This window comes from Bradyrhizobium sp. AZCC 1588, from assembly GCF_036924735.1.
Classification (GTDB): domain Bacteria; phylum Pseudomonadota; class Alphaproteobacteria; order Rhizobiales; family Xanthobacteraceae; genus Bradyrhizobium.
This window is the reverse complement of the sequence record NZ_JAZHSC010000001.1, coordinates 3,938,971-3,959,165: the sequence shown is the minus strand read 5'-3', so window position 1 is coordinate 3,959,165 and position 20,195 is coordinate 3,938,971. Positions and strand designations below refer to the sequence as shown.

The following is a 20,195-nucleotide window of genomic DNA, read 5'->3' as shown; positions in this document are numbered from 1 at the left end:
GTCATCCCGCCAATCGCTCGCCGGCGCGGCGCACGCTCCAGGCCAGCGCGTTGACGGCGATCACGATCGAAATCAGCACGAGGCCGAGGCCGACCGCGAGCGGCAGGTCGCCCTTGGAAGTCTCCAGCGCAATCGCCGTCGTCATGGTGCGGGTGAAGCCTTCGATGTTGCCGCCGACGATGATGATGGCGCCGACCTCCGCGGCTGCGCGGCCGAAGCCGGCGAGCAGCGCGGTGACCAGGCTGAAGCGCGCGTCCCAGATCAGCGCCATGACGCGGCCGAGGGGCCCGAGGTTCATCGCGGTGAGTTCGTCGCGGTATTCGAGCCAGAGATCCTCGATGGTCTGGCGCGTCAACGCAGCGATGATCGGCGTGACCAGCACGGTCTGCGCGACGATCATGGCGCTCGGGGTGAACAACAGGCCGAACGCGCCGAGCGGCCCGGAGCGCGACAGCGCGAGATACACCGCGAGGCCGACGACGACCGGCGGCAGGCCCATCAGCGCGTTGAGCAGGACGATGACGCCCTGGCGGCCGGGAAATCTCGTCAGCGCGATCCAGGCGCCCAAGGGAATGCCGATCAGCGCGGCCAGCGCCACCGCAGACAGGCTGACATGGAGCGACAGCCGCACGATCGCGAACAGCGCGGGATCGCCGCTGAGGACAAGTTGAAGGGCGGACGGATCGTCTGGCATTTGTAATTCCAACTAGCGGTGGACATCTTGCGCAGATAGCGACGATATGGTCAATTTCTGTAATATTTGCACTCTAATGCATATTGGTGCCGATGCCGGAGCTCCTCACGACCGACGAAGCGGCCGATTATCTCCGCCTCTCCGAGCGCAAGCTCTATGAGCTGGTGGCGAACCGTGAAGTGCCCTGCAGCAAGGTGACCGGCCGCTGGCTGTTTCCGCGCACGGCGCTGGATCGCTGGGTGTCCGCCGGACTCATTGCGCCTGCTGGCCTGGCACAGGTCGCGCCGCCGATCGTCGGCGGCAGCCACGATCCGCTGCTGGAGTGGGGCTTGCGTGAGAGCAATTCCGGCCTCGCCAGCCTCGCCGAAGGCAGCGAGGAAGGCCTGCGCCGGCTGACGCGTGGCGAGGTGATGGTCGCGGCTATCCATCTGCACCGCCTCGATGGCGATGACGAGAGAGCCAATGTCGAGGCGGTCGCCGATGCGCCGGGCTTGCATGATGCAGTCGTGCTCGGCTTTGCACGGCGCGAGCAGGGCATTCTGGTCGCGTCAGGCAATCCGCTTGATCTAAGCGACATGGCCTCGATCGCAACATCACGCGCACGCATGGCGCAACGCCCACCCGGCGCCGGCGCGCAATTGCTGCTGCTCGCACTGCTCGCCCGCGCACGCCTCGCGCTCGACGATCTGAAACTGGCAAAGCCCGCCTTCCCGACCGGACCCGATATCGCGCAAGCCATCCGCGCCGGCCGCATCGATTGCGGCATCGCCACCCGAAGCGTGGCGAAATCGGCCGGGCTCGATTTCCTTCCGCTCGTCTGGGAACGCTTCGACTTGGTGATGCGACAGCGCGACTATTTCATGAAGGGACCGCAGGCGCTGTTCGAGTTCATGCGCGGGTCGAGCTTCCGCGATCGCGCGGGCGAGCTCGGCGGCTATGATGTCAGCGAGGCAGGCGCGGTACGGCTGGTGAATTAGGCTGCGCACGAGTTGAGCGCGATGCTTCGCACGGAACCACTGAATGTGCTGCCCATGGCACCCGTTGCGAGTTACTTTGATCTGCCGCGGCTGGACGTAGCAAGTCAGAAAGCTCGTGATGCCTGTCACCGGACCGCTTAGCCACGTCGACATCTCCGCAGGTTACCCTGCGCGGTCGATTGCGTTCTATGACGCATTACTCACGGCCCTGGGGTTTCGTCGCACTGAGGGATTCTCGCCGGAGTTCGCCGGCGCGAACCCGACGCGCGCCAGTTGGCAACTTGAAACTGTCGGAGGAGTCACCTTCGGAATCGAGGTTCGGCCTGCCCGCCTGGAGGACCGCGATCTACACTACGACCGATACAAGCCAGGCCCGCATCATATTGCCTTCCACGCCGAAAGCGCCGAGAAGGTGGATCAGGTTCACGCGGCCATGCTCACGGCTGGTGCAGAGGTTCTCGACGCTCCGGCGGACTACTCAGGCCAGCCCGGATACGGCCAAGGATACTATGCGGCCTTCTACGCCGATCCGGATGGAATGAAGCTCGAAGTCGTATACGAACCTCACTCTAATCCATAGGCGACTTCGGAATTCCGATCCCTTCAGGACGCGCTGACCGGCGTGAAAAACGTCTGCTGATCGGGAAAGAGTGACCGCGGCGGTTTCGGACGCTCTTCGCAAGGATCGAGACGTTGGCCATGCTTCGCTCGAAACCGCCACGCTCACCTCCGCCCCGGCAACCAAGCGACATATCCCGCTTCGCCGAGCCGTTTCATCACCTCATCCAGATGCGCGCGGTCGCGGGTTTCGATGACGACTTCGAGCAAGGTGCCCTTGGCGGGCAGGTCGGAGAAGGTGCGCTGGTGCGAGACTTCGATGATGTTGGCGCCGGCTTCGGCGAGCAGCGCCGAGACGGCGGCGAGCTGGCCGGGCCGGTCGACGATGTCGATGGCAATCTGCGTCAGTCGGCCCTCGCGCGCGAGTTCGCGGGTCAGCACGGAGGCGATCAGCCGGGTATCGATGTTGCCGCCGGTTAGCACAAGGCCGACATTGCGGCCGGCAAAGCGCTCCGGCGCCGCCAGCACCGCGGCGAGGCCCGCAGCGCCAGCGCCCTCGACCACGGTCTTTTCGATCGCGATCAGCATCGCCACCGCCCGCTCGATCTGGTCTTCGGTGACGAGCACGATGTCGTCGACGAGATGGCGGATAATTTCGGTGGTGATCCGGCCCGGCACCTTCACCGCAATACCCTCAGCGAGCGTATCGCCGCGCATCGGCAGACGATCGCCCTTGATGGCGTTGTACATCGAGGGATAGAGCTGCGCCTGCACGCCTATGATCTGCAGATCCGGCTTCAGCGATTTGGCCGCAACCGCCATGCCGGAAATCAGCCCGCCACCGCCGATCGGCACCACCAGCGTATCGAGTTGCGGCGCCGCCCGGAGCATTTCGAGCGCGATGGTGCCCTGCCCCGCGATGATCAAGGGATCGTCGTACGGATGGATCATGATCATGCCGTGCGCCTCGCCATGCGTGCGGGCGAATTCGCCGGCCTCTTCCAGCGTCTTGCCGGAGATGATCGTGTTCGCGCCATGACGCCTCGTGTTCTCGATCTTCACCATCGGGGTGCCGACCGGCATCACGATGGCTGCGGGAATGTCGAGCCTATTTGCGTGATAGGCCACGCCCTGCGCGTGGTTGCCGGCCGACATCGCGATCACGCCGCGCCGCCGCTCCTCCGGTGACAGCGCCAGCAGCCGGTTGAGCGCGCCGCGCTCCTTGAAGGTCGAGGTGAACTGCAGGTTCTCGAATTTGAGCCAGAGATTGCAGCCGCAGATCTCGCTCAGCGTCCGGCTCTGGTCGCATTCGGTAACGAGGACCGACCCGGCAATGGACGCCCCCGCAGCCGTGATGTCCTCGGGCGTGACGGCAAGGCGGCCGGGCTCGGAACCGACTTTTGTCGGCGGTACATTTTTAGGAGGATTCGGCATTTCGGTGGCCTCGTTGAGAGGCAATCGTATAGGCCTTTTCCGCTCCTTTCGCCTCCCTCGAATCTCGTAAATTCCCGCCCCATGAACATGGGTGTCGCAAAAAACTGCCACGGGGTTACACTTGCACGGGCTGCAGGGACAGGCAGCCGGAGTTTTCAGATGAATTCATTGAGCGATGGGCCCAAGGCGGAAGCCATCACGGTCGTGCTGGTCGAGGACGACGCGCCGACGCTTTGGCGGCTGCAGGACGCGCTGGCCAAGGCCGGGTACCAGGTCAGGGCCGCCGGCACGCTCGCGGAAGCCCGCGCCTGTCTCGCGCAAGGCGCCCCAAAGGTGCTGCTGACCGATCTTCAGTTGCCGGACGGCCATGGCGTCGACCTGATCCGCGAGACCCGCCGGCGCTTTCCCGATACCGAGATCATGGTGATCTCAATCCTCGGCGACGAGGAAAGCGTGATTTCAGCGATCACGGTCGGCGCGACGGGGCTATCTGCTCAAGGACGCATTCCCGACCGACATCGCCGCCACCGTGCGCGACCTCGTCGCCGGCCATTCGCCGATCTCGGCCTCGATCGCGCGTTTCATCGTGCGGCGAACCCAGAGCACGCCAGAGCCGCCGCCCGGCCCAGTACTCAACACCGCCAAACTGACGCCGCGCGAAATCGACATTCTCTGGGGCATCGCCAAGGGCTTTAGCTACGCCGAGATCGCCAGCCATCTTGGCCTGTCGCGCCAAACCGTGCCCGGGCATATCAAGAGCATCTATCGTAAGCTCGAGGTTCATACCCGGGGCGAGGCGGTGTTCGAGGCGGTCCAGCAGGGCTTGATCAAGTTGTGAACGATCACGGCGACGACGTGCAACCGGAGCTGCCCGGCCGCGTGCGGCGTCGGCTGCGATCGTCCCGTCTCATCCAGTATCTGCTGCTGCAGGCGGTGATCGCCGTCGCCGGCGTCGCGGTGCTTCTGCAATCGCTGCCCGGACCTCCCGCGCAGTATCAGGTGACGGCCTTTCAACTCACCGAAGCCGGCGCCGAGCGGGCGGTGACGCTGCCGTACTTCTCACCGTTGCGGAATGCGATGAACGATCCGCCCCGCTTCAGGGGACACTTCGTCCACCCGGCCGGCGAGGCCTCGCGGGCCTGGTCGGTGTTCCTGCCGCGCTTCACCAACGGCGTCGAGGTTACCGTCAACGATGTCGTGATCCTCGATAGCCGGCGCGATCCCGCCGCCAACCGCCCCGACCGCAACACGCCGGCGATTGCGGTGATCCCCGCATCGGTGCTGCGCGATGGCGACAACGCCATCTCGATCCGGCTGTTCATCTGGGGTCCGATCACCGGCTTTCTCGATCGCGTCTGGGTCGGCCCGGATGAAGAGTTGCGCCCGACCTACAATCTGAGAACGCTGGTGTTCGTGACGTTGCCGGTGGTGTTCTCATCCTGGCAGGCGATTCTGGCGGTGATCCTCGGCATCATGTGGGTGATGCGTCGCCACGAACCGGCCTACGGCGTCCTGGCGGCGGCGATGGCCGTGGGTGTCGGCCAGGCGTTCCTGCAAACGCCGATGGGCGAGACGCCGTTTTCCAGGTTCAATGTCATCCTGATTTCCTCCGCGCCGATCGAAAGCGCACTGGTGCTGGTCTTTGCGCTGCTGCTCTCGGGCTGGAAGTGGCAGCGCTACGCCTGGATCATCTTCATTCCGGGCATCGCCTTGGCGCTGGCCGGCCTGTTCGGAAATCAGGCGCTGGTGCGCGCCCTCTTCCTGATTCTCGCCGTACCGATGGTCGGCATCTCCCTTCTCATTATGGCCGTCGTTACCGCGCGATCGGCGCTGCAACGGCAGAACGTCGCGAGCTTCCTGCTCGGCTGCGCGGTCACGATCATGCTGACCTGCTGGATCGTCGACCTGCTCTCGGTGTTTCAGATGATGCCCAACCGCATCTTCACCGCGCGGCTGTCCTATTCGGCGATGCTCGTCGCGATCGGCGCCGGACTCACCTGGCGGTTCGCCCGGGCGCTCAACCAGGTCGACGGCTTTGCCGGCCGCCTCGTCACCCAGGTGCGCGAGGCGGAGGAGAAGCTGAAGGCCAGCTTCGCCCGCGAGGAGGAGCGCGCCCGCGCCGCGGCGCTGGCGCGGGAGCGCACGCGCCTGATGCGCGACCTGCATGACGGGCTCGGCGGTCAGCTCGTCAGCATCGTGGCCTTGAGCGAGCGCGGCAATGGCAGCGCGGGCATCGGCGATGCGGCGCGTGCGGCGCTGAAGGATTTGCGCCTCGTCATCGACTCCATGGACGACATCGGCGGTGATCTGATGCTGGCGCTCGGTTCATGGCGCGAACGCGCCATGGCGCAGCTTCGTCCGCATGACATCGCGCTGGACTGGCGCGCGGTCACGGCGCAGGGCCTGCCGGTTCATCCCGAACTGCGGCCGTGGCACGTCATCCAGATCGTGCGGCTGTTGGATGAAGCGGTGACCAATGCGGTCAAACACGCCGAGGCACGGCGCATTACGGTGAGGATCGAGACGCTGGTGGGCGCCGACGGCCTCGAGCGCGGCTGTATCACCGTCGAGGATGACGGCAGGGGGTTTGAGATCACGCCTGACGGCGGAGCCGCCGGAGCAGCGAAAACGGCGCGCGGCCTACGCAACATGCGAAGCCGTGCCGCGCGCTGCGGCGCGGAGCTGGAACTGAGCTCCTGCGCCCAAGGGACTCACAAAGGTACGCGCGTGAGGCTGACCTTGCCCCACCGCTTTCCCGACAGCGACGGCGCTGCCGGTTAGCATGCACACTTTTTTAGTTTACGCGTTTTCTTTGCGCGAACCGGTGCCCACCCCCGGATCAAGTCCGAGGGCATGCTTCGCTTGAAAACGCTTTGCCTCAGCGGCGACCAACGCGGTTGACCGGGCCACCGCGGTTCATCGGCGTGCCGGGACGAACGCCGACGCCCCGAGCTCCGACGCCGACAGCGCCGACGCCGACACGGGCAACGCCAACGGCCGGCGTCACGACCGCAGCCGCCGCGACCGGCGTCGGACGCGCGACGCAGCCCTTCGGCACGCCAACCGTCTTGCAATAAACCACTGCAGCCTGGGCAGAGCTTACGCCGCCGACTGCAAAGGAAGCCACGGCCGAAAACGCCGCGAGCGTCAGACCTGCGCTCAGCCAACCTGTCTTCTTCAACATGTGTCATCTCTCCCGAATTGGGCGTGCAGCTCTTTGCGATGTGCCGATCGGTCACCGCAGCCGACGCGAGATGTACATGGTCCATCGAGATGCCCGGCAACATCCCATGAAAATGGTGTGGGTGCGCGCGGGGTGATTTGCGGCCCGCTTCCGACGCCATGAACATGGCATGGACCGCGGGCGCAACCTCGACGAGTTTTCGCGCGCTTTCAATCTCCCATTCTCGTCAAAAGGTGATCCACGATGAAATCAATCCATGTCGCGGCCGCAGTCCTGATCCTGTCGCTCGGCGCCGGCTCGCTGGCGCAGGCGCAATCCGGCCCCACTCCCCAGGAGCAGATGGCCTGCCGTTCGGATGCCGGAAAATTCTGCGCCGAACATATCGGCAAGCCGCCGCAGATGAATGCCTGCCTGAAAGCGAACAAGACGAAGCTGTCGGATGGCTGCCGCAAGGTGGTGGAATCGCGCGGCGGCTAAGACGTGCGGCGGCTAGCTGAGTCCATGTGCCGCGACAACTTGGGTCCGTCACGCGGGTCCCGGCTCTGCGGTGCAGCGTTTCACGCTGCACCGCGTCGGGGACACGGATACCCCGCTCGAAGCAAACGATCGATCAATCCTGATCGAACAGCCTGATCCGGGGCATTTCGATTCGTGCCGGCTCGCCAGCGAACGCTTCTTCGCGGATGATGATGCGCCGCGGCTCGGTTGCTTCCCGGACCTGCGTCTCGACCGCCTCGAGGTCCTGCTCGCGTGGCTGCTGGAAGCGGCGCTTGTCGGCCCAGCGCTGGCGCCGCTCGGCGCGCCGCTGTTCGGCGGCAGCCCGTTTGAGATCGGCATCACGCGCCCTCGCAAACGCCTCCTGGGGCGCAGCAGTCTTCTCCGGCGCAGCAGTCTTTTCGCTGGCCTGTTCGGCGGGCTTCGAGGGCTTCGGCGGTGGCGGTACAGGTTGAGCGGCCGCTGCGTAATTGGCCGTCTTCTCTTCAACATTGTTGGCGGGCGGCGCCGCCGCCGCCGTTTGCGGCTGTGGTTGCGTTTGGGGCTGTGGCTGCGTCTGTTGGGGCTGCGTTTGCGGCTGCTCCTGGGTGGGCGCGGTATTGGCCGCAGCCGCCGTCGCCGCGACATAGGGCACCGGCTCCGATGGCTCCGTCGAGACGGGTATCGGCTCCGCCGACATCCGGCGTTCCAGTTTCGAGATCACCTGCGTCGGCGGGCTTACGATGTTGGCAGCCAGGTATCCGCCGCCGAGACCGGCGGCGACCGCGACGACCACGGTTCCTGCCCCCGCAAAAAAGGCGGTTGATGCGCGCATCGGCAAACTCCCTCATCCACGCGGGCAACGCGTGGGGTAGAGTGATGTTCCGGTGCGGATGTGTGTGTAAGACGGGCGGAACCAGCGGCCGATGCAGATCGGCGCTCAGATCATTGCCGCGACTTTTTCCAGCCCGATGATGCGGGCAAGCGAGCGCACTTCGCTCTTCTGGTCCTCACGCAACTGGAACAGCAGCGGCATCGCCGCCGATTTCAATTGCTGGACTTCCGCGGATTCGGGATCGATCGGCACGCCCGTCGCGTTCGGGTTGGCCTGCCGACCTGCATGAATCTTGCGGGCGACGGCGCGCAGCGCAGTCTCCACCGGCGGCCAGTAGTACTCCTGCGACGCCGTCAGTTTCAGGCGGTCCTTGATGCCGGCGATCTGGCCATCGCTCAATAGCGTGTAGCTCTTCTGCGGTTGGGGCTTGGCTGCGGCCTTGGGCTTGACGGGCGCAGGCGCCGGCGCCGTGCTCGGCGCGGCGGTGGACGTCGTGGGCGCGACGGTGGGAGCCGCGATTTCCTTCGGCATGGCCATATCGACTGATGAAGTCGAGGCATAGGCCCGGCGCAGCGATTCGTTCAGCGCGGGATCCCTGGGCTGGGGATCAATCGCGGCGGTGGCGTAGCTTAGGACCGCCAGGCGATCCTTTTTGCTTTCCTTGTTCGAGACCGGAGCCTGGACGGAGGAAGCCGACGCCAGTTCGAACCGGGCGGCAGGCACGCTGTCGCGGCCGACAATAGCGATGACGGCAGCGCCGGCCACGAGAAAACAGATCAGCGCGACAATCGTCATAGTCTTGGTCAAAAAGGTCTCCATTCCCGCCGACGTTTGGCCCTTTTGCCGAAAACTGGATGATAATTGAGGCTATACGATGCCAATCGCCGCGCTGACGCGATCGAAAAGATGGGGAAAAAGTCCCAAAATAGCCCCAGAATCAGGCCGCTGCGGCCAGTTCATAGGCCTCCTGGATATCGGCAACGATATCGGAGGCTTCCCACAGGGCGTTGGGGGCAACCTGCTGCAGGGTGACGGTCCAGTTGCACTTGCGGTTGCGCGGCATGCTGACGACGTCGAATTCGATACCGCGGCACAGCGGATGCCGGTCGAGCGCAAACATCACCCGGCGCCGGATCTCCTCGAGGGTCGCCGGGGTTTTGGCAAAATACCGATCAAAATCCATTCCATACCCCTTTCGATTTGCCGCCGGTCCGACCGTGGCGGCGGACCATCGTCGAGGCTATTGTTGGGGCCGATATGGTTAACGGCGCGTTAAGCCTTCGGTGGCAAGCGCCGGGACAGAGCAAACGGCGGAGCGGAACAGCCCGGCATGGCTGAAGCGACATCCCAGACGGCGTCAGTCGCCACCGGGCCATCGGTTCGCGCCGCGCTGGTGGCGGCGATCGCGATTTCCGCCTTCACGCTGTCGATTGCGACGTTCGAACTGTCGATGGCGGACTGGCCGTCCGGCTTCGTCCTGCTTGTCGTCGTGCCGCTGGTCGCACTGGTGTTCTTCGGCTGCATCGTGTGGTCGGCTTCGCTTCTCCCCAAGATCCGAACCAGTGGCGCGAAGTTCGCCCTCCCGTTCCTGATCTGCGCGTTGACGCTTGCCATTCTCGCCTACGCCCCGCTGCACCAGGTCGCTCTCCAGCAGAATTTCCGCTGGCACCGGGCCGACCGCGAACGGATCGTGGCGCAGGTCGAAGCCGGCGAACTGAAACCCAACGTCTCCTACAACAAGAACCTGGTCGCGCTCGGCGACCGCGAGCCCAATGTTTCCGTCGGCAACGACATCGTCGTCGACGAGACGGATCAAGGCAGCTATGTGCTGTTTTTGACCTCACGCGGCCTGAAGCACTATTTCACGGGCTTCCTGCACGTGCCGCCGGGCGGCGATCCCAAAAGCTTCTTCGAGTTCGCCGACAAGCCGCCGAGCCGGCTGGAGCGCTACGACGAGCGCTGGTATTTTGTGGCGAATTAGGTCGCATTCGCCCGGAGTGACCCGCCGGCAATGGTGCCAAGCGCGATGCCGCCGATGATCAGCGCCATCGCCAGAAACAGCGACGTATCGAGCGGCTCGTTCAGCATCACGGTGGCGCTCACGATGCCGAGTAACGGCGTCGCCAGCAGGCACAGCGATGTAGTGACGGCCGGCAGGCTCCGGTTCACCATGGTCATCGCCCAGTTGGCGAATGCCGTGCAGACGATGCCGCTATAGAGCATCAGGCCGGCAAGGCGCTCTGTCCACGCGATCTGCGGCCGGCCTTCCGCGAGCCACGCGATGAGCGACAGCAGCGCCGCCGCCAGCAGCACCTGCCAGAACACGAGTTGAAAGGGTGTCGAGATCCATTTGTGGGCGCGGACATAGACGATGTTGGCGGCCCAGCAGAACGCGGCAATCAGGATCAGGCCGCTGCCGAACAGCGCGTTGCGGTCACCCCAGTTCAGCGTCTGCGGATTGAAGATGACCGCGAGGCCCGCCAGGCCGCAGCCGATACCGATCGCGCGCCGGCACGTGATATGCTCCGAGAGAAACATGGCTGCTCCGATCGCGACCCATAGCGGCGTCGTATAGCCGAGCACGATCGCCCTGCCCGCCGGCACGAATTGGAGCCCGGCCGCCACCAGCGCGGAAAACGCCACCAGGTGCAGAATCGAGGTGCAGAACACGACCGGCAGATCGCCGCGCTTCGGCACGATGAACGTCCCCTGCGCCCACAACATCGGCGCCAGCGTCGCGGCGGCGATCATGCAGCGCAGCGCCGTCGCCCATAACGGAGACACGTCGTGCACGATCATCTTCGTCACCGGCCAGTTGGTCCCCCAGGCGAACACGACACCGGCAAGCAGCGCCGCCGCGCTACGGGTTGAAAGTCCACTGGCCATCTCGAACACGTCCCGTCATGAGCCGATCGGCGTTGCCTAGCCTTTCAACTGGCTCTAATGAAAGAACCAGTTTTTACGATTTGTTGGGACCAGTTGTGGACGACCTGCTGCCCGGAATGCTGCATCTGGCGCGCGACAGCGGCGCGACCCTGACGCGCCAGCTCACCGACCAGTTGCGGCACCTCATCACGGAAGGACGCCTCGCGCCCGGCCAGCGCCTGCCCTCGAGCCGGCAACTGGCGCAATCGCTCGCCCTTTCACGCAACACCGTCTCGTTTGCAGTCGAGCAATTGGCCGCGGAAGGCTATCTCTCGCTCTCCGCCGGACGCCGTCCGGTGGTCGCCGAGGGCCTATCGCTCGATCGCCGCAAGATGTCGCCGCGAAGCAGTCGGGCCGGAAGCGAGCGGATAGGCCTGTCGTCCTGGGCGCGCGGCCTGCAGCGGGCGGGCTGGCCGCCTGTTCATGAGGAACGGCCGCGACCGTTTCAGCCCGGGCTGGCGGACGAGCGCGAGTTTCCGCACGATGTGTGGAGCCGCTGCCTGCGGCGCGCGGCGCGAAACGCACCGCTGCGCCGCGACCGGCCCATCAACCATCGACCGCTGCAGGAAGCGCTGCTCGGGCACCTCGTGGTTCATCGCGGCATCAAAGCCAAGGCCGACCAGATATTGATCGTGCCGACGGCGCAATCCGGCCTGACGCTGGTCGCAGATGCGCTGCTCGAGCGCGGCGATCACGCCTGGATCGAAAGCCCGGGCTATGGCGGCGCCAACGTCGCATTGCATGCCGCCGGCGCCATCGTTTCCGCCATACCGCTCGACGCGAACGGCATGGCCATTTCATCCCGCAAAGAGGCACCGCGGCTGATCTTCGTCACGCCGTCGCATCAATATCCGACCGGGCGGCTGATGCCGATCGGCCGCCGTCTCGAACTGCTGCGTTTCGCCGAAGCCACCGGCGCTTGCATCATCGAGGACGACTACGACGGCGAATTTCACTACGAGGCCCGCCCGGTGGCCGCATTGCAGGGGCTCGCAACGTCGCCGCGCGTGTTCTATCTCGGCACCTTTTCGAAAGCGACGTATGCGGACATTCGTTTCGGGTACCTCGTCGTCCCGGAAGCGCTGATTGATCACTTCGAACTGGCGCAGCGCCACATGGGAATGCTGACGTCGATCACCATGCAGGACGCGCTGGCCGAGTTCATCGCATCCGGCGCCTATCTCGGCCACATCAGAAGGATGACGCGCCTCTACAAGGGCCGGCGCGACCGCATGCTGCAGGCGCTTGCCGCTGAAGCCGGCGACCGTCTCGCGATCGAAGCCCCGGCCGGCGGCATGCAATTGCTGGCAAGGTGCAGCGGGCCGGCAAACGACCGGCAATTGTCGGCGCGCCTGCTCGACGCCGGCGTCGCCAGCCGGCCGTTATCGAGCATGCTGTATCACAAGGCCAATGAGCAGGGCCTGTTTCTCGGCTTTGCGGCATGGAATGAAAAGGAGATCGATCAGGCAGCGCGCATCCTCGGTCGAATCCTGCGTTGACACACGCTGAGGACATTGCGTGAAGAACTAGCCTGCCGCCCGCCTGGGCTTCGCGGCGGCATCGGCGGGCGCCGGAACCTGCATCAGAATGGTTTGGCTAGCGGGCGCGATTTCCACGCCGCACTCCTGGAATCGCCGCTTCATGCGGCGGTTGAATTCGCGCTGCACCGGCCAGCGGCCGGCATCGCTGCAGCGGATCTGGCCGACGATCGAAGCCATCGATCCGTCCACCTTGTCGACGCCCCACAGTTCGAGATCGCCGCGGATCAGGTGCTGGAATTCGGGCTCGCGCCGCATCTCGGCGACGACGTCCTTCAGGATCTGGCCGGCGCGGTCGGTGTCTTCCTTGTAAGCCACGTTGACGCTGACTGCGGCGTTGCCGGCGCCGCGGCTTGAATTGGTGATCGTCGTCACCGCACTGAACGGCACGATGTGCACGGAGCCGTCGCCGGCGCGCAGGCGAAGGGTGCGGATCGAAACATTTTCCACGACCCCTGACAGGCCCGACAGCGTGACGTTGTCCCCGACCTGGACGGTGTTCTCGATCAGGAGAAACAGCCCGGTAATGAGGTCCTGCACCAGTTTCTGCGAACCGAAGCCGATGGCGATACCGACGATACCGGCGCCGGCAAGCAGCGGCGCGACATTGACGCCGATCTCGCTGAGCGCCGTGAGGCCAACGACGACGACGATGAGGCACAACAGTGCCGTTCGCAGCATCGGCTGAAACGTGCGCAGCCGCGCCGCGCGCGCGTAGTGACCCTCGCGCGACAGTGCGGTAACCTTGCGGTCCAGCAACGCGTTGCTGATTTCCCAGATCGCCGCAGCAGCCAGTGCTGCAATGCCGACGGTGACCACCGCCGACACGAGCCGACTGCCGATCTGGCCGCCGTAGAACCAGACGATGGCGTCGATGCCCCAGACTTCCAGCAGCGCGACAAAGCCGATGAAGGCGATCGCGGCCGAGATGACGTTGCGCAACAGCGGCAGATAGCGGTTGGCGCGGTTCTCCAGGCCCGGGAAGCGGCGCAAGAGCTCCGGGCTGATGCGGAAGCCACGATCGATCAAGCTCAGCACCAGCATGGTGGAAAGACGCACGATCAGCGCAACCGCGACGGTGCCGACGAAATACTGCAGCAGCAGCGCGTAGCCGTTGCGGATGTTGAGCGCCCACACCGCCCACAATGCGAGGTCGAGCGCGATCGCAAGATAGTGCCACAGGCCGGCGACGCGGTTGCGCACCCTGGCGGCTGTGCCGTCGCTGCCGGCCGGCGCGCGAATAGCATCCGCAACCTGGCGGCGGCACTGCAGGATAATGACGACGATGAAGAGATGGACAACCAGCATCACCAGGCGCAGCAATGCCATGTAGCCGCCGCGATGCAAGCCCAGCAGCAACGCCACATTGGCGAAGGCAATTCCCGAGACGCCGACGGTGACGATGCGCCGCGCCCATATCTCGATATAGGCTGCGGTCTCGGCACGAACGCGAAACAGGCCGAAAGGTCCGGCCAGCGCCCGTACCACACAGATCAGCCCGCGCGTCAGCGCATAGGCGTTGACGACCGCGAGGATCACGAGCCGGGTGGTTGCGAGATCGCCGATCCCGGTTCCCAGCAACATCGTGGCGGTACCGATAAAGACAAGCACCGGGAGCAATTCGAGCGCGAGCCGTCCCAGCACGAAGGGCAACCTGACCAGGGACTGCCAGGTGCGCGCCAGACTGAGGCGCCGCCGATGCAGCTCGGGCGCGGCCGTGACGTCAGCCACGGAGGATGGCGGATCGGCCACCGCCAACGTCGGCACCGCGGCGCGCGCCGTTTGCGGCAGGCGCGCTTCCAGAAGCGCCACCGGGCGCTTGATCAGGCGGAAAACCAGCCACTCGGCAGCGAGGGCGCAAAGAAACACCAGCGCCAGTTTCCACGCGATGTCGAACAACTGGTGATAGGCGGACGGATCGTTGGCGGTCCGCACGAACCAGTAATAGAACGCCCGAAAGTCCGTCAGTGTCCGCGCCACATCGGCGACCTCGCGCGAGATCTCGCCGACCCGCTCCGATACCGTCAGCAGGAGCTGTGCGCCGAGGCTGTCCGCCGTGAGCGGCATCGCGGATTTCGGCTCGCCGGCCGTGGCTTGCGGCGGCGGCGAGGCACTGGCGATCGCGCGTAGCGTCTCAATGACTTGCGCGCGCTTCTTGTCATCGGAAAGCGTATCGAGCGCCCGCTTCGCCTGATCGGGCGTCAGGACGTCAGCTTTATCGGTAGGGGCGGCAGGCGCAGCGCCGGGCTGCGCGACAACCGGGAAAGTAAACAGCGCGCAGATGAGCAGGATCGCGGGGAAGAGCTTGTGCGACACGAAGGCCTCGCTGAATAAAATGCGCCCGGCGACGAAACCTGGAATCGGTCTCGCCTTCGCGCGTGCGTCATGTCGGATTGCCTGTTTTCGCCGTCATCCTGTGTCGGAAGTTTGCCAGCGCGGCGGCTTTCTCTTGGCATTTGCCGTTGGGCGCGCCTGGCATTGCTGCATCACAGAAATGCAGTGGCTGGATCGCCGGGAACCTTTTGCGCTCTAGATGTGGTCTAGCTAAATCGCAGGCGCGCGGCAGCGTCCCGATATTCCGCCGCTGTGCGCGCAACCATCTCGTCGACCGAAAGCATCTCCGTTACGCCCGAAACGGAATGTCCCGCGCTCCAGATATCCTTCCAGCGTTTCGGGCGGCTCTCGCGCGCGCCGATGTCGATATCCTTGGCGATATCGATCGCGCCCCGCTCGGGAAGATCGTCCGGATCAAGGCCGGCGGCCTCGATCGAGAGGCGCAGCATGTTGGTCTGCAGGCCCGTGAATGCCTTGGTCAGCAGGATGTCGTCGGCGCTGCTGGCGACCAGCATCTCCTTGTAGCGCGCATCCGCCATGCTCTCCCACGTGGCGATGAATTTGGTACCCATATAGGCGAGATCGCAGCCGAGCGCCTCGGCCGCGCGCAGGGCGTGACCATCCGCGATACCGCCCGCCAGCACCAGGGGTCCATCGAAGAAGGCGCGCACCGCGCGCACGAACACGAAGGGATTGAGCCAGCCGGTCTGGCCGCCCGCGCCTGCCGTTAGCAGCACCAGCCCATCGGCACCGGCGGCGACCGCGCGTTCGGCATGGCGGATGGATGCGACGTCGGCAAACACCAGCGCGCCGGCTTCGCGCAACGGCTTCAATACCGGCGCCGGCGAGCCGACGGAGGTGATGACTATTTCCGGCCGGTGACGCAGCAGCACCTGCAGGTCCTGCTCCAGCCGCGCATTGGAGCGATGCACGATCAGATTGGCGCATACAGGCGCTGCGGGCTTGCCGCTTGCATCCGAGTGCTCCTTCAGCCGGTCATCGATGTCCGTCAGCCATTGATCGAGTTGTTCGGGGCTGCGGCAATTCACCGTGGGAAATGAGCCAATCACGCCGTTGCGGCAGGCGGCCACCACCAGCTCGACGCCGGAGACGAGAAACATCGGCGCCGCAATCAGCGGCAGGCTGAGGCGGTCGCGAAAGCGCGCAAGAGCATCGGTTGGTTGCATCATCCTAGCTTGAGCAGTGTGCCTGTTGTGTTAGCGTTACCCAACATTGGCACGAGCGAAGGCCAATTACAAAACAGGCAGGAGGAAGAAGGATGGGCAACCCGCTCTACGCGTTTCCGGCGGCATGCGAGCAGACGTTGCTGGCGCTGGCGCGCTACCCGGAGCGCACGGCGTTCGCCTGGCCGGGCGGATCGCTCACCTATCGCGGCGCGACCGACATGATCGGGCGCATGCAGGCCGTGTTCACGAAGCTGGGTTTTCAGCCCGGCACCCGCGTCGCGTTTCTCACCGCCAACCGGGCCGACACCTGGTGCGCCGGCGTCGCCGCGCAGCTCTCGCGATTGGCGATCACCTGGCTGCATCCACTGGGTTCGCTGGACGACCAACTGTTTCAGCTCGAGGATTCCGAAGCGCAGATGCTGGTGGTCGACGCGGTTACCTTCCGCGACCGCGGCGGCGAACTCGCGGCCAAAGCGACCGGCGTAAAGACGGTGTTCACGCTTGGCCCTGCCGGCTACGGCGCCGACCTATTGCAGGCGATTGAAGCCGCCGGCAGCGCCACGGCGCGCAGCTTTGCCGGACCCGACGACATCGCCACGCTCAATTACACCGGCGGCACCACCGGCAAATCCAAAAGCGCGTTGCGGCACCACCGGGAATATGGCGGCTGGGCCAGTGCGATCCTCGCCGATTTCGAAATTCCGGATACGCCGCGCTATCTTACCGTCGCGCCGATCAGCCATGTCGCGGGGACAAAAGTGCTGCCGACGCTGATGCGCGGCGGCACCGTGCACATGCTGAAAGGCTTTGATCCCGAAGCCGTGTTCAAGACCATCGAGCGCGAGAAGATCAATTTCACGCTGTTCGTGCCGACGATGATCTACGTCATGCTGGATCATCCCTCCCTCGACAAGACCGACCTCTCCTCGCTCGAACTCTTGCTGTACGGCGCGTCTGCGATGTCGCCGAGCCGGTTGGTCGAGGGCATCGAGCGGATCGGACCGGTGTTCTCGCAGCTGTACGGCCAGACCGAATGTTATCCGGTATCCGTGCTGCGCAAGGCCGACCACGATCCCAGGACGCCGGAGCTGTTCCTGTCCTGCGGATTCCCGATCGCCGCTTGCCAGGTGAAGATCCTCGACAACGACGACCAGGAAGTCGCAACCGGCGAGGCCGGCGAGATCTGCGTGCGCGGCACGCATGTGATGGCCGAGTATTGGAAACGGCCCGACGCGACCGCGGAGACGCTGAAGAACGGTTGGCTGCACACCGGCGACATCGCGCGATCGGACGAACGCGGCTACATGTTCATCCTCGACCGCAAGAAGGACATGATCGTCTCCGGCGGCTTCAACATCTTTCCGCGCGAGGTCGAGGATGTCTTGTCGCAGCACGCCGACGTCGCGATGGTCGCCGTGGTCGGCGTGCCCGACGACAAATGGGGCGAGGCCGTCACCGCCGTGATCGTCGCCCGCGAAGGGGCGCGACCGAATCCGGACGAGCTGATCAACCTCGTGAAGGCCAAGAAGGGCTCGGCGCACGCGCCCAAGCACATCAAGTTCGTTAGCGAGTTGCCGATGACCGGCGTCGGCAAGGTCGACAAGAAGGTGCTGAAGGCAGGCTTCTGGACCGGCCGCGAGCGGATGGTGGGGTAGCGATCAACTAGCTCGGTCGGCACCGCGCCTTTCAGCCGGCCATGCGCCTTTCGGTAGGAGCCTTCTTGTCGAAATTATTGGGCACTTCGATATCGACTTCGAGTGTCGACACCGTCTTGCCGCGCTCCAGCTTGACCATCACCTTGTCGGGATCGAGCACCACGTGCCTGGACACCACCGCGAGGATTTCCTCCCGCAGCGTGGCCAGCAAGTCGGACTGACCGAGCAGCCCGCGCTCGTGCGACAGCAGAATCTGCAGCCGCTCCCGCGCAACGGGGGCGGACGCGTTGCGGCCGCCGAACAGCCGCAGCAGCCTCATGCTCATGCAGCCCTCCGTCCCAGCAAGCGGTTCATGAAGCTCTTGCGCTCGGCCGGCACGACCATGGCGACCTCTTCGCCCATCAGGCGGCGCGCGGCATCGATATAGGCGCGGGCCGGCGCGCTGTCGGCGTTGTTCAGCGTCACCGGCGTACCGACGTTGGATGCCTTCAGGACATCCTGGCTCTCGGGAATGATGCCGAGCAGAGGCGTCGCGAGGATTTCGAGGATGTCGTCGATCGAGAGCATCTCGCCGCGCGCCGCGCGCGCCGGATCGTATCGGGTGATCAGCACGTGTTTCTCCACATGCTCGCCCCGCTCCGCCTTCACGGTTTTCGAATCGAGCATGCCGATGATGCGGTCGGAATCGCGCACCGAGGAGACCTCGGGATTGGTGACGATGATGGCTTCGTCCGCATAGCGCATGGCGAGCGTGGCGCCGCGCTCGATGCCTGCGGGACTGTCGCACAGGATCCAGTCGAACCGGCTCTTGAGCTCGCCAATGACGCGGCCGACGCCCTCGTCGGTCAGCGCATCCTTGTCGCGCGTCTGTGAGGCCGGCAGCAGCCAGAGATTTTCCAGCCGCTTGTCGCGGATCAGGGCCTGCGGCAGCTTGGCGACGCCCTGCACCACGTTGATGAGGTCGAACACCACGCGGCGTTCGGCGCCCATCACCAGATCGAGGTTGCGCAGGCCGACATCGAAATCGACCACCACGACGCTTTGCCCACCTTGCGCAAGCGCCGCACCGAGCGCGGCCGTCGAGGTAGTTTTTCCAACGCCTCCCTTGCCCGAGGTAACGACCAGGACCTTGGCCATACTTGATCTCCTTAGCCGGTTAATTCAGCGGGGTAATTTTCATGGTGTCGCCCTCCAGCCAGGCTTGCGCCGGGCGGTTGCGGAGCGCGACGTCGATTTCTTCTGCGGTCTGGTAGTAGCCATCGATCGCCAGCAGCTCGGCCTCGATTCTCTGGCAATAGATCCGTGCGGCCGAATTGCCGTTGACGCCGGCCATCGCGCGGCCGCGCAGCGTGCCGTAGATGTGGATCGATCCGCCGGCGACGATCTCCGCGCCCGACCCGACCGAGCCCAAAACCGTGACATCGCCTTCCATGAAGACGATGGACTGGCCCGAACGTACCGGGTTCTCCAGCAGCAGCGAGGTCGGCTTCTTCGGCTCGGGCTCCGACTTCTGCGTCGGCTCGCTTCGCGTGATCACGCAGGAACGGCCGCCGGTCAGCAAGGGCGGCATGTTCGCCGCGAGACGATCTTCCTCCACACCCTCGATGCCGAGGACGCGGATGTTGCGCTCGTTGAGACTGCCGACGAGATGGGCGATGGCGGAGCTTGAGAGGTCGACGGCCGAGAGATCGAGCACGATCGGCTTGCCGACGAAGTATCCGGGCGAGCGCGCCAGCGTGGCGTCGATCTCGGCGAGCCATTCCACGATCGGCACGACAGGGCTGAATACGAACGCGACATAGGACCGGCCGCGCAGCCGGACCAGTTGACGCGTGGGATCCGCTCGGACGTCCATGATGTTCGACTCGCCTTCTTAGTGAATGGTTAACAGTCGACGAACTTGGTTAACGAGTAATTAATGTGAAAACCCGCGCTACGCGCAGAAAACAGCGCAACGGGTGGCGAATCCGGCGCATTTGTGGCCGATTCATGCTGCTTATCGTGCGGAACGTGCGCCAAACCCTTTGAAAACAGGGGTCACGTGAGTTGTAGTTAACGCGAGCTCAACTTACTTTTGTCACGTTTCCGACCTAAATTAGTCCTCGCGCGGCTCCAACAAACTTATCTGTGCTGGCAGATCCTCGCGGTCTGGCGGCTCAATCCGTCAGGCAGACGGAACATTTTCCGGCAGGGGACGAGGCTGTGGAAGCCGTAGGCGTTGTGTGGTCGCGAGATTCGATCTCGCAGGCAGGTGTCGTCGGACGCAGGGACGGCGCCGAACACCTTGATTCAAATCTTCCAAGCAAGCTCGACAGCGGACAGAAAGCGGACGTCGATGATCCCGCGCGCCTCTTCCGCGACCTGGAACTCCTGATCGGTACGTCACCTGCCGTTCCGCCG

General features: G+C 64.8%; 19 protein-coding genes and 1 pseudogene. 8 read left to right on the top strand and 12 right to left on the bottom strand.

Annotated elements, in window-relative coordinates:
* Position 1: 1 nt before the first annotated feature.
* Positions 2-694: an ABC transporter permease gene (locus V1277_RS18605; RefSeq protein ID WP_334417566.1), complete on the bottom strand. Its 693-nt coding sequence runs from the start codon at positions 692-694 to the stop codon at positions 2-4.
* 92 nt (positions 695-786) lie between these two features.
* On the opposite strand from V1277_RS18605, the gene V1277_RS18600 reads away from it, so the two are divergent.
* The gene (locus V1277_RS18600) at positions 787-1,671 is read left to right on the top strand and encodes a helix-turn-helix transcriptional regulator (RefSeq protein ID WP_334417565.1); all 885 of its coding nucleotides are present in this window, start codon (positions 787-789) and stop codon (positions 1,669-1,671) included.
* Between the two features lie 118 nt (positions 1,672-1,789).
* Positions 1,790-2,251, top strand: coding sequence for a VOC family protein (locus tag V1277_RS18595; protein WP_334417564.1), 462 nt, complete (start codon positions 1,790-1,792; stop codon positions 2,249-2,251).
* Positions 2,252-2,394: 143 nt separating this feature from the next.
* On the opposite strand, the gene V1277_RS18590 is transcribed toward V1277_RS18595, so the two are convergent.
* Positions 2,395-3,663, bottom strand: coding sequence for a threonine ammonia-lyase (locus V1277_RS18590; protein ID WP_334417563.1), 1,269 nt, complete (start codon positions 3,661-3,663; stop codon positions 2,395-2,397).
* Positions 3,664-3,822: 159 nt separating this feature from the next.
* On the opposite strand from V1277_RS18590, the pseudogene V1277_RS18585 reads away from it, so the two are divergent.
* A pseudogene (locus V1277_RS18585) lies at positions 3,823-4,501 on the top strand (response regulator).
* Positions 4,498-6,444, top strand: coding sequence for a sensor histidine kinase (locus V1277_RS18580; RefSeq protein ID WP_334417562.1), 1,947 nt, complete (start codon positions 4,498-4,500; stop codon positions 6,442-6,444). Before V1277_RS18585 ends, V1277_RS18580 begins: the two are co-directional and overlap by 4 nt.
* Before the next feature lie 97 nt (positions 6,445-6,541).
* Here the strand turns inward: V1277_RS18580 and V1277_RS18575 are convergent, their stop codons facing one another.
* Positions 6,542-6,847, bottom strand: a complete 306-nt coding sequence (locus V1277_RS18575) for a hypothetical protein (protein WP_065731710.1) — start codon at positions 6,845-6,847, stop codon at positions 6,542-6,544.
* A 243-nt stretch (positions 6,848-7,090) separates the two neighbouring features.
* On the opposite strand from V1277_RS18575, the gene V1277_RS18570 reads away from it, so the two are divergent.
* Positions 7,091-7,324 (top strand): cysteine rich repeat-containing protein, encoded by a 234-nt coding sequence (locus tag V1277_RS18570; RefSeq protein ID WP_334417561.1) that lies wholly within the window; start codon positions 7,091-7,093, stop codon positions 7,322-7,324.
* A 133-nt stretch (positions 7,325-7,457) separates the two neighbouring features.
* On the opposite strand, the gene V1277_RS18565 is transcribed toward V1277_RS18570, so the two are convergent.
* The 3 genes from V1277_RS18565 to V1277_RS18555 form a co-directional block, all read right to left on the bottom strand.
* A complete protein-coding gene (locus V1277_RS18565) occupies positions 7,458-8,156 on the bottom strand; it encodes a hypothetical protein (RefSeq protein ID WP_334417560.1) in 699 nt (232 codons plus the stop codon).
* Positions 8,157-8,261: 105 nt separating this feature from the next.
* Positions 8,262-8,963 carry a hypothetical protein gene (locus V1277_RS18560; protein WP_334417559.1) on the bottom strand — a complete coding sequence of 234 codons (702 nt, stop codon included), beginning with the start codon at positions 8,961-8,963 and terminating at the stop codon, positions 8,262-8,264.
* Between the two features lie 130 nt (positions 8,964-9,093).
* Positions 9,094-9,339, bottom strand: coding sequence for a hypothetical protein (locus V1277_RS18555; RefSeq protein WP_213246544.1), 246 nt, complete (start codon positions 9,337-9,339; stop codon positions 9,094-9,096).
* Between the two features lie 147 nt (positions 9,340-9,486).
* Here V1277_RS18555 and V1277_RS18550 point away from each other — a divergent pair, with 147 nt between their 5' ends.
* The gene (locus V1277_RS18550; protein WP_334417558.1) at positions 9,487-10,137 is read left to right on the top strand and encodes a hypothetical protein; all 651 of its coding nucleotides are present in this window, start codon (positions 9,487-9,489) and stop codon (positions 10,135-10,137) included.
* On the opposite strand, the gene V1277_RS18545 is transcribed toward V1277_RS18550, so the two are convergent.
* Positions 10,134-11,042 (bottom strand): DMT family transporter, encoded by a 909-nt coding sequence (locus tag V1277_RS18545; protein ID WP_334417557.1) that lies wholly within the window; start codon positions 11,040-11,042, stop codon positions 10,134-10,136. The genes V1277_RS18550 and V1277_RS18545 overlap by 4 nt on opposite strands.
* 95 nt (positions 11,043-11,137) lie before the next feature.
* On the opposite strand from V1277_RS18545, the gene pdxR reads away from it, so the two are divergent.
* Positions 11,138-12,580, top strand: a complete 1,443-nt coding sequence (pdxR, locus tag V1277_RS18540; RefSeq protein WP_334417556.1) for a MocR-like pyridoxine biosynthesis transcription factor PdxR — start codon at positions 11,138-11,140, stop codon at positions 12,578-12,580.
* Between the two features lie 27 nt (positions 12,581-12,607).
* Here the strand turns inward: pdxR and V1277_RS18535 are convergent, their stop codons facing one another.
* Together V1277_RS18535 and V1277_RS18530 are read right to left on the bottom strand one after the other, a co-directional pair.
* Positions 12,608-14,935 carry a mechanosensitive ion channel domain-containing protein gene (locus V1277_RS18535; protein ID WP_334417555.1) on the bottom strand — a complete coding sequence of 776 codons (2,328 nt, stop codon included), beginning with the start codon at positions 14,933-14,935 and terminating at the stop codon, positions 12,608-12,610.
* Between the two features lie 224 nt (positions 14,936-15,159).
* Positions 15,160-16,140 (bottom strand): NAD(P)H-dependent flavin oxidoreductase, encoded by a 981-nt coding sequence (locus V1277_RS18530; RefSeq protein ID WP_334417554.1) that lies wholly within the window; start codon positions 16,138-16,140, stop codon positions 15,160-15,162.
* Positions 16,141-16,232: 92 nt separating this feature from the next.
* On the opposite strand from V1277_RS18530, the gene V1277_RS18525 reads away from it, so the two are divergent.
* Positions 16,233-17,795 carry an AMP-binding protein gene (locus V1277_RS18525; RefSeq protein WP_334417553.1) on the top strand — a complete coding sequence of 521 codons (1,563 nt, stop codon included), beginning with the start codon at positions 16,233-16,235 and terminating at the stop codon, positions 17,793-17,795.
* 31 nt (positions 17,796-17,826) lie between these two features.
* Here V1277_RS18525 and minE read toward each other — a convergent pair whose 3' ends face one another.
* Genes minE through minC form a run of 3 tightly spaced genes read right to left on the bottom strand, consistent with a single transcriptional unit; the run spans position 17,827 to position 19,650 of the window.
* Complete coding sequence (gene minE / locus V1277_RS18520) at positions 17,827-18,120, bottom strand: cell division topological specificity factor MinE (RefSeq protein ID WP_334417552.1); 294 nt, start codon at positions 18,118-18,120, stop codon at positions 17,827-17,829.
* Positions 18,117-18,932: a septum site-determining protein MinD gene (gene minD, locus V1277_RS18515; RefSeq protein ID WP_334370620.1), complete on the bottom strand. Its 816-nt coding sequence runs from the start codon at positions 18,930-18,932 to the stop codon at positions 18,117-18,119. Before minD ends, minE begins: the two co-directional genes overlap by 4 nt.
* Positions 18,933-18,951: 19 nt before the next feature.
* Positions 18,952-19,650: a septum site-determining protein MinC gene (minC, locus tag V1277_RS18510; protein ID WP_334370621.1), complete on the bottom strand. Its 699-nt coding sequence runs from the start codon at positions 19,648-19,650 to the stop codon at positions 18,952-18,954.
* Positions 19,651-20,195: the final 545 nt, after the last annotated feature.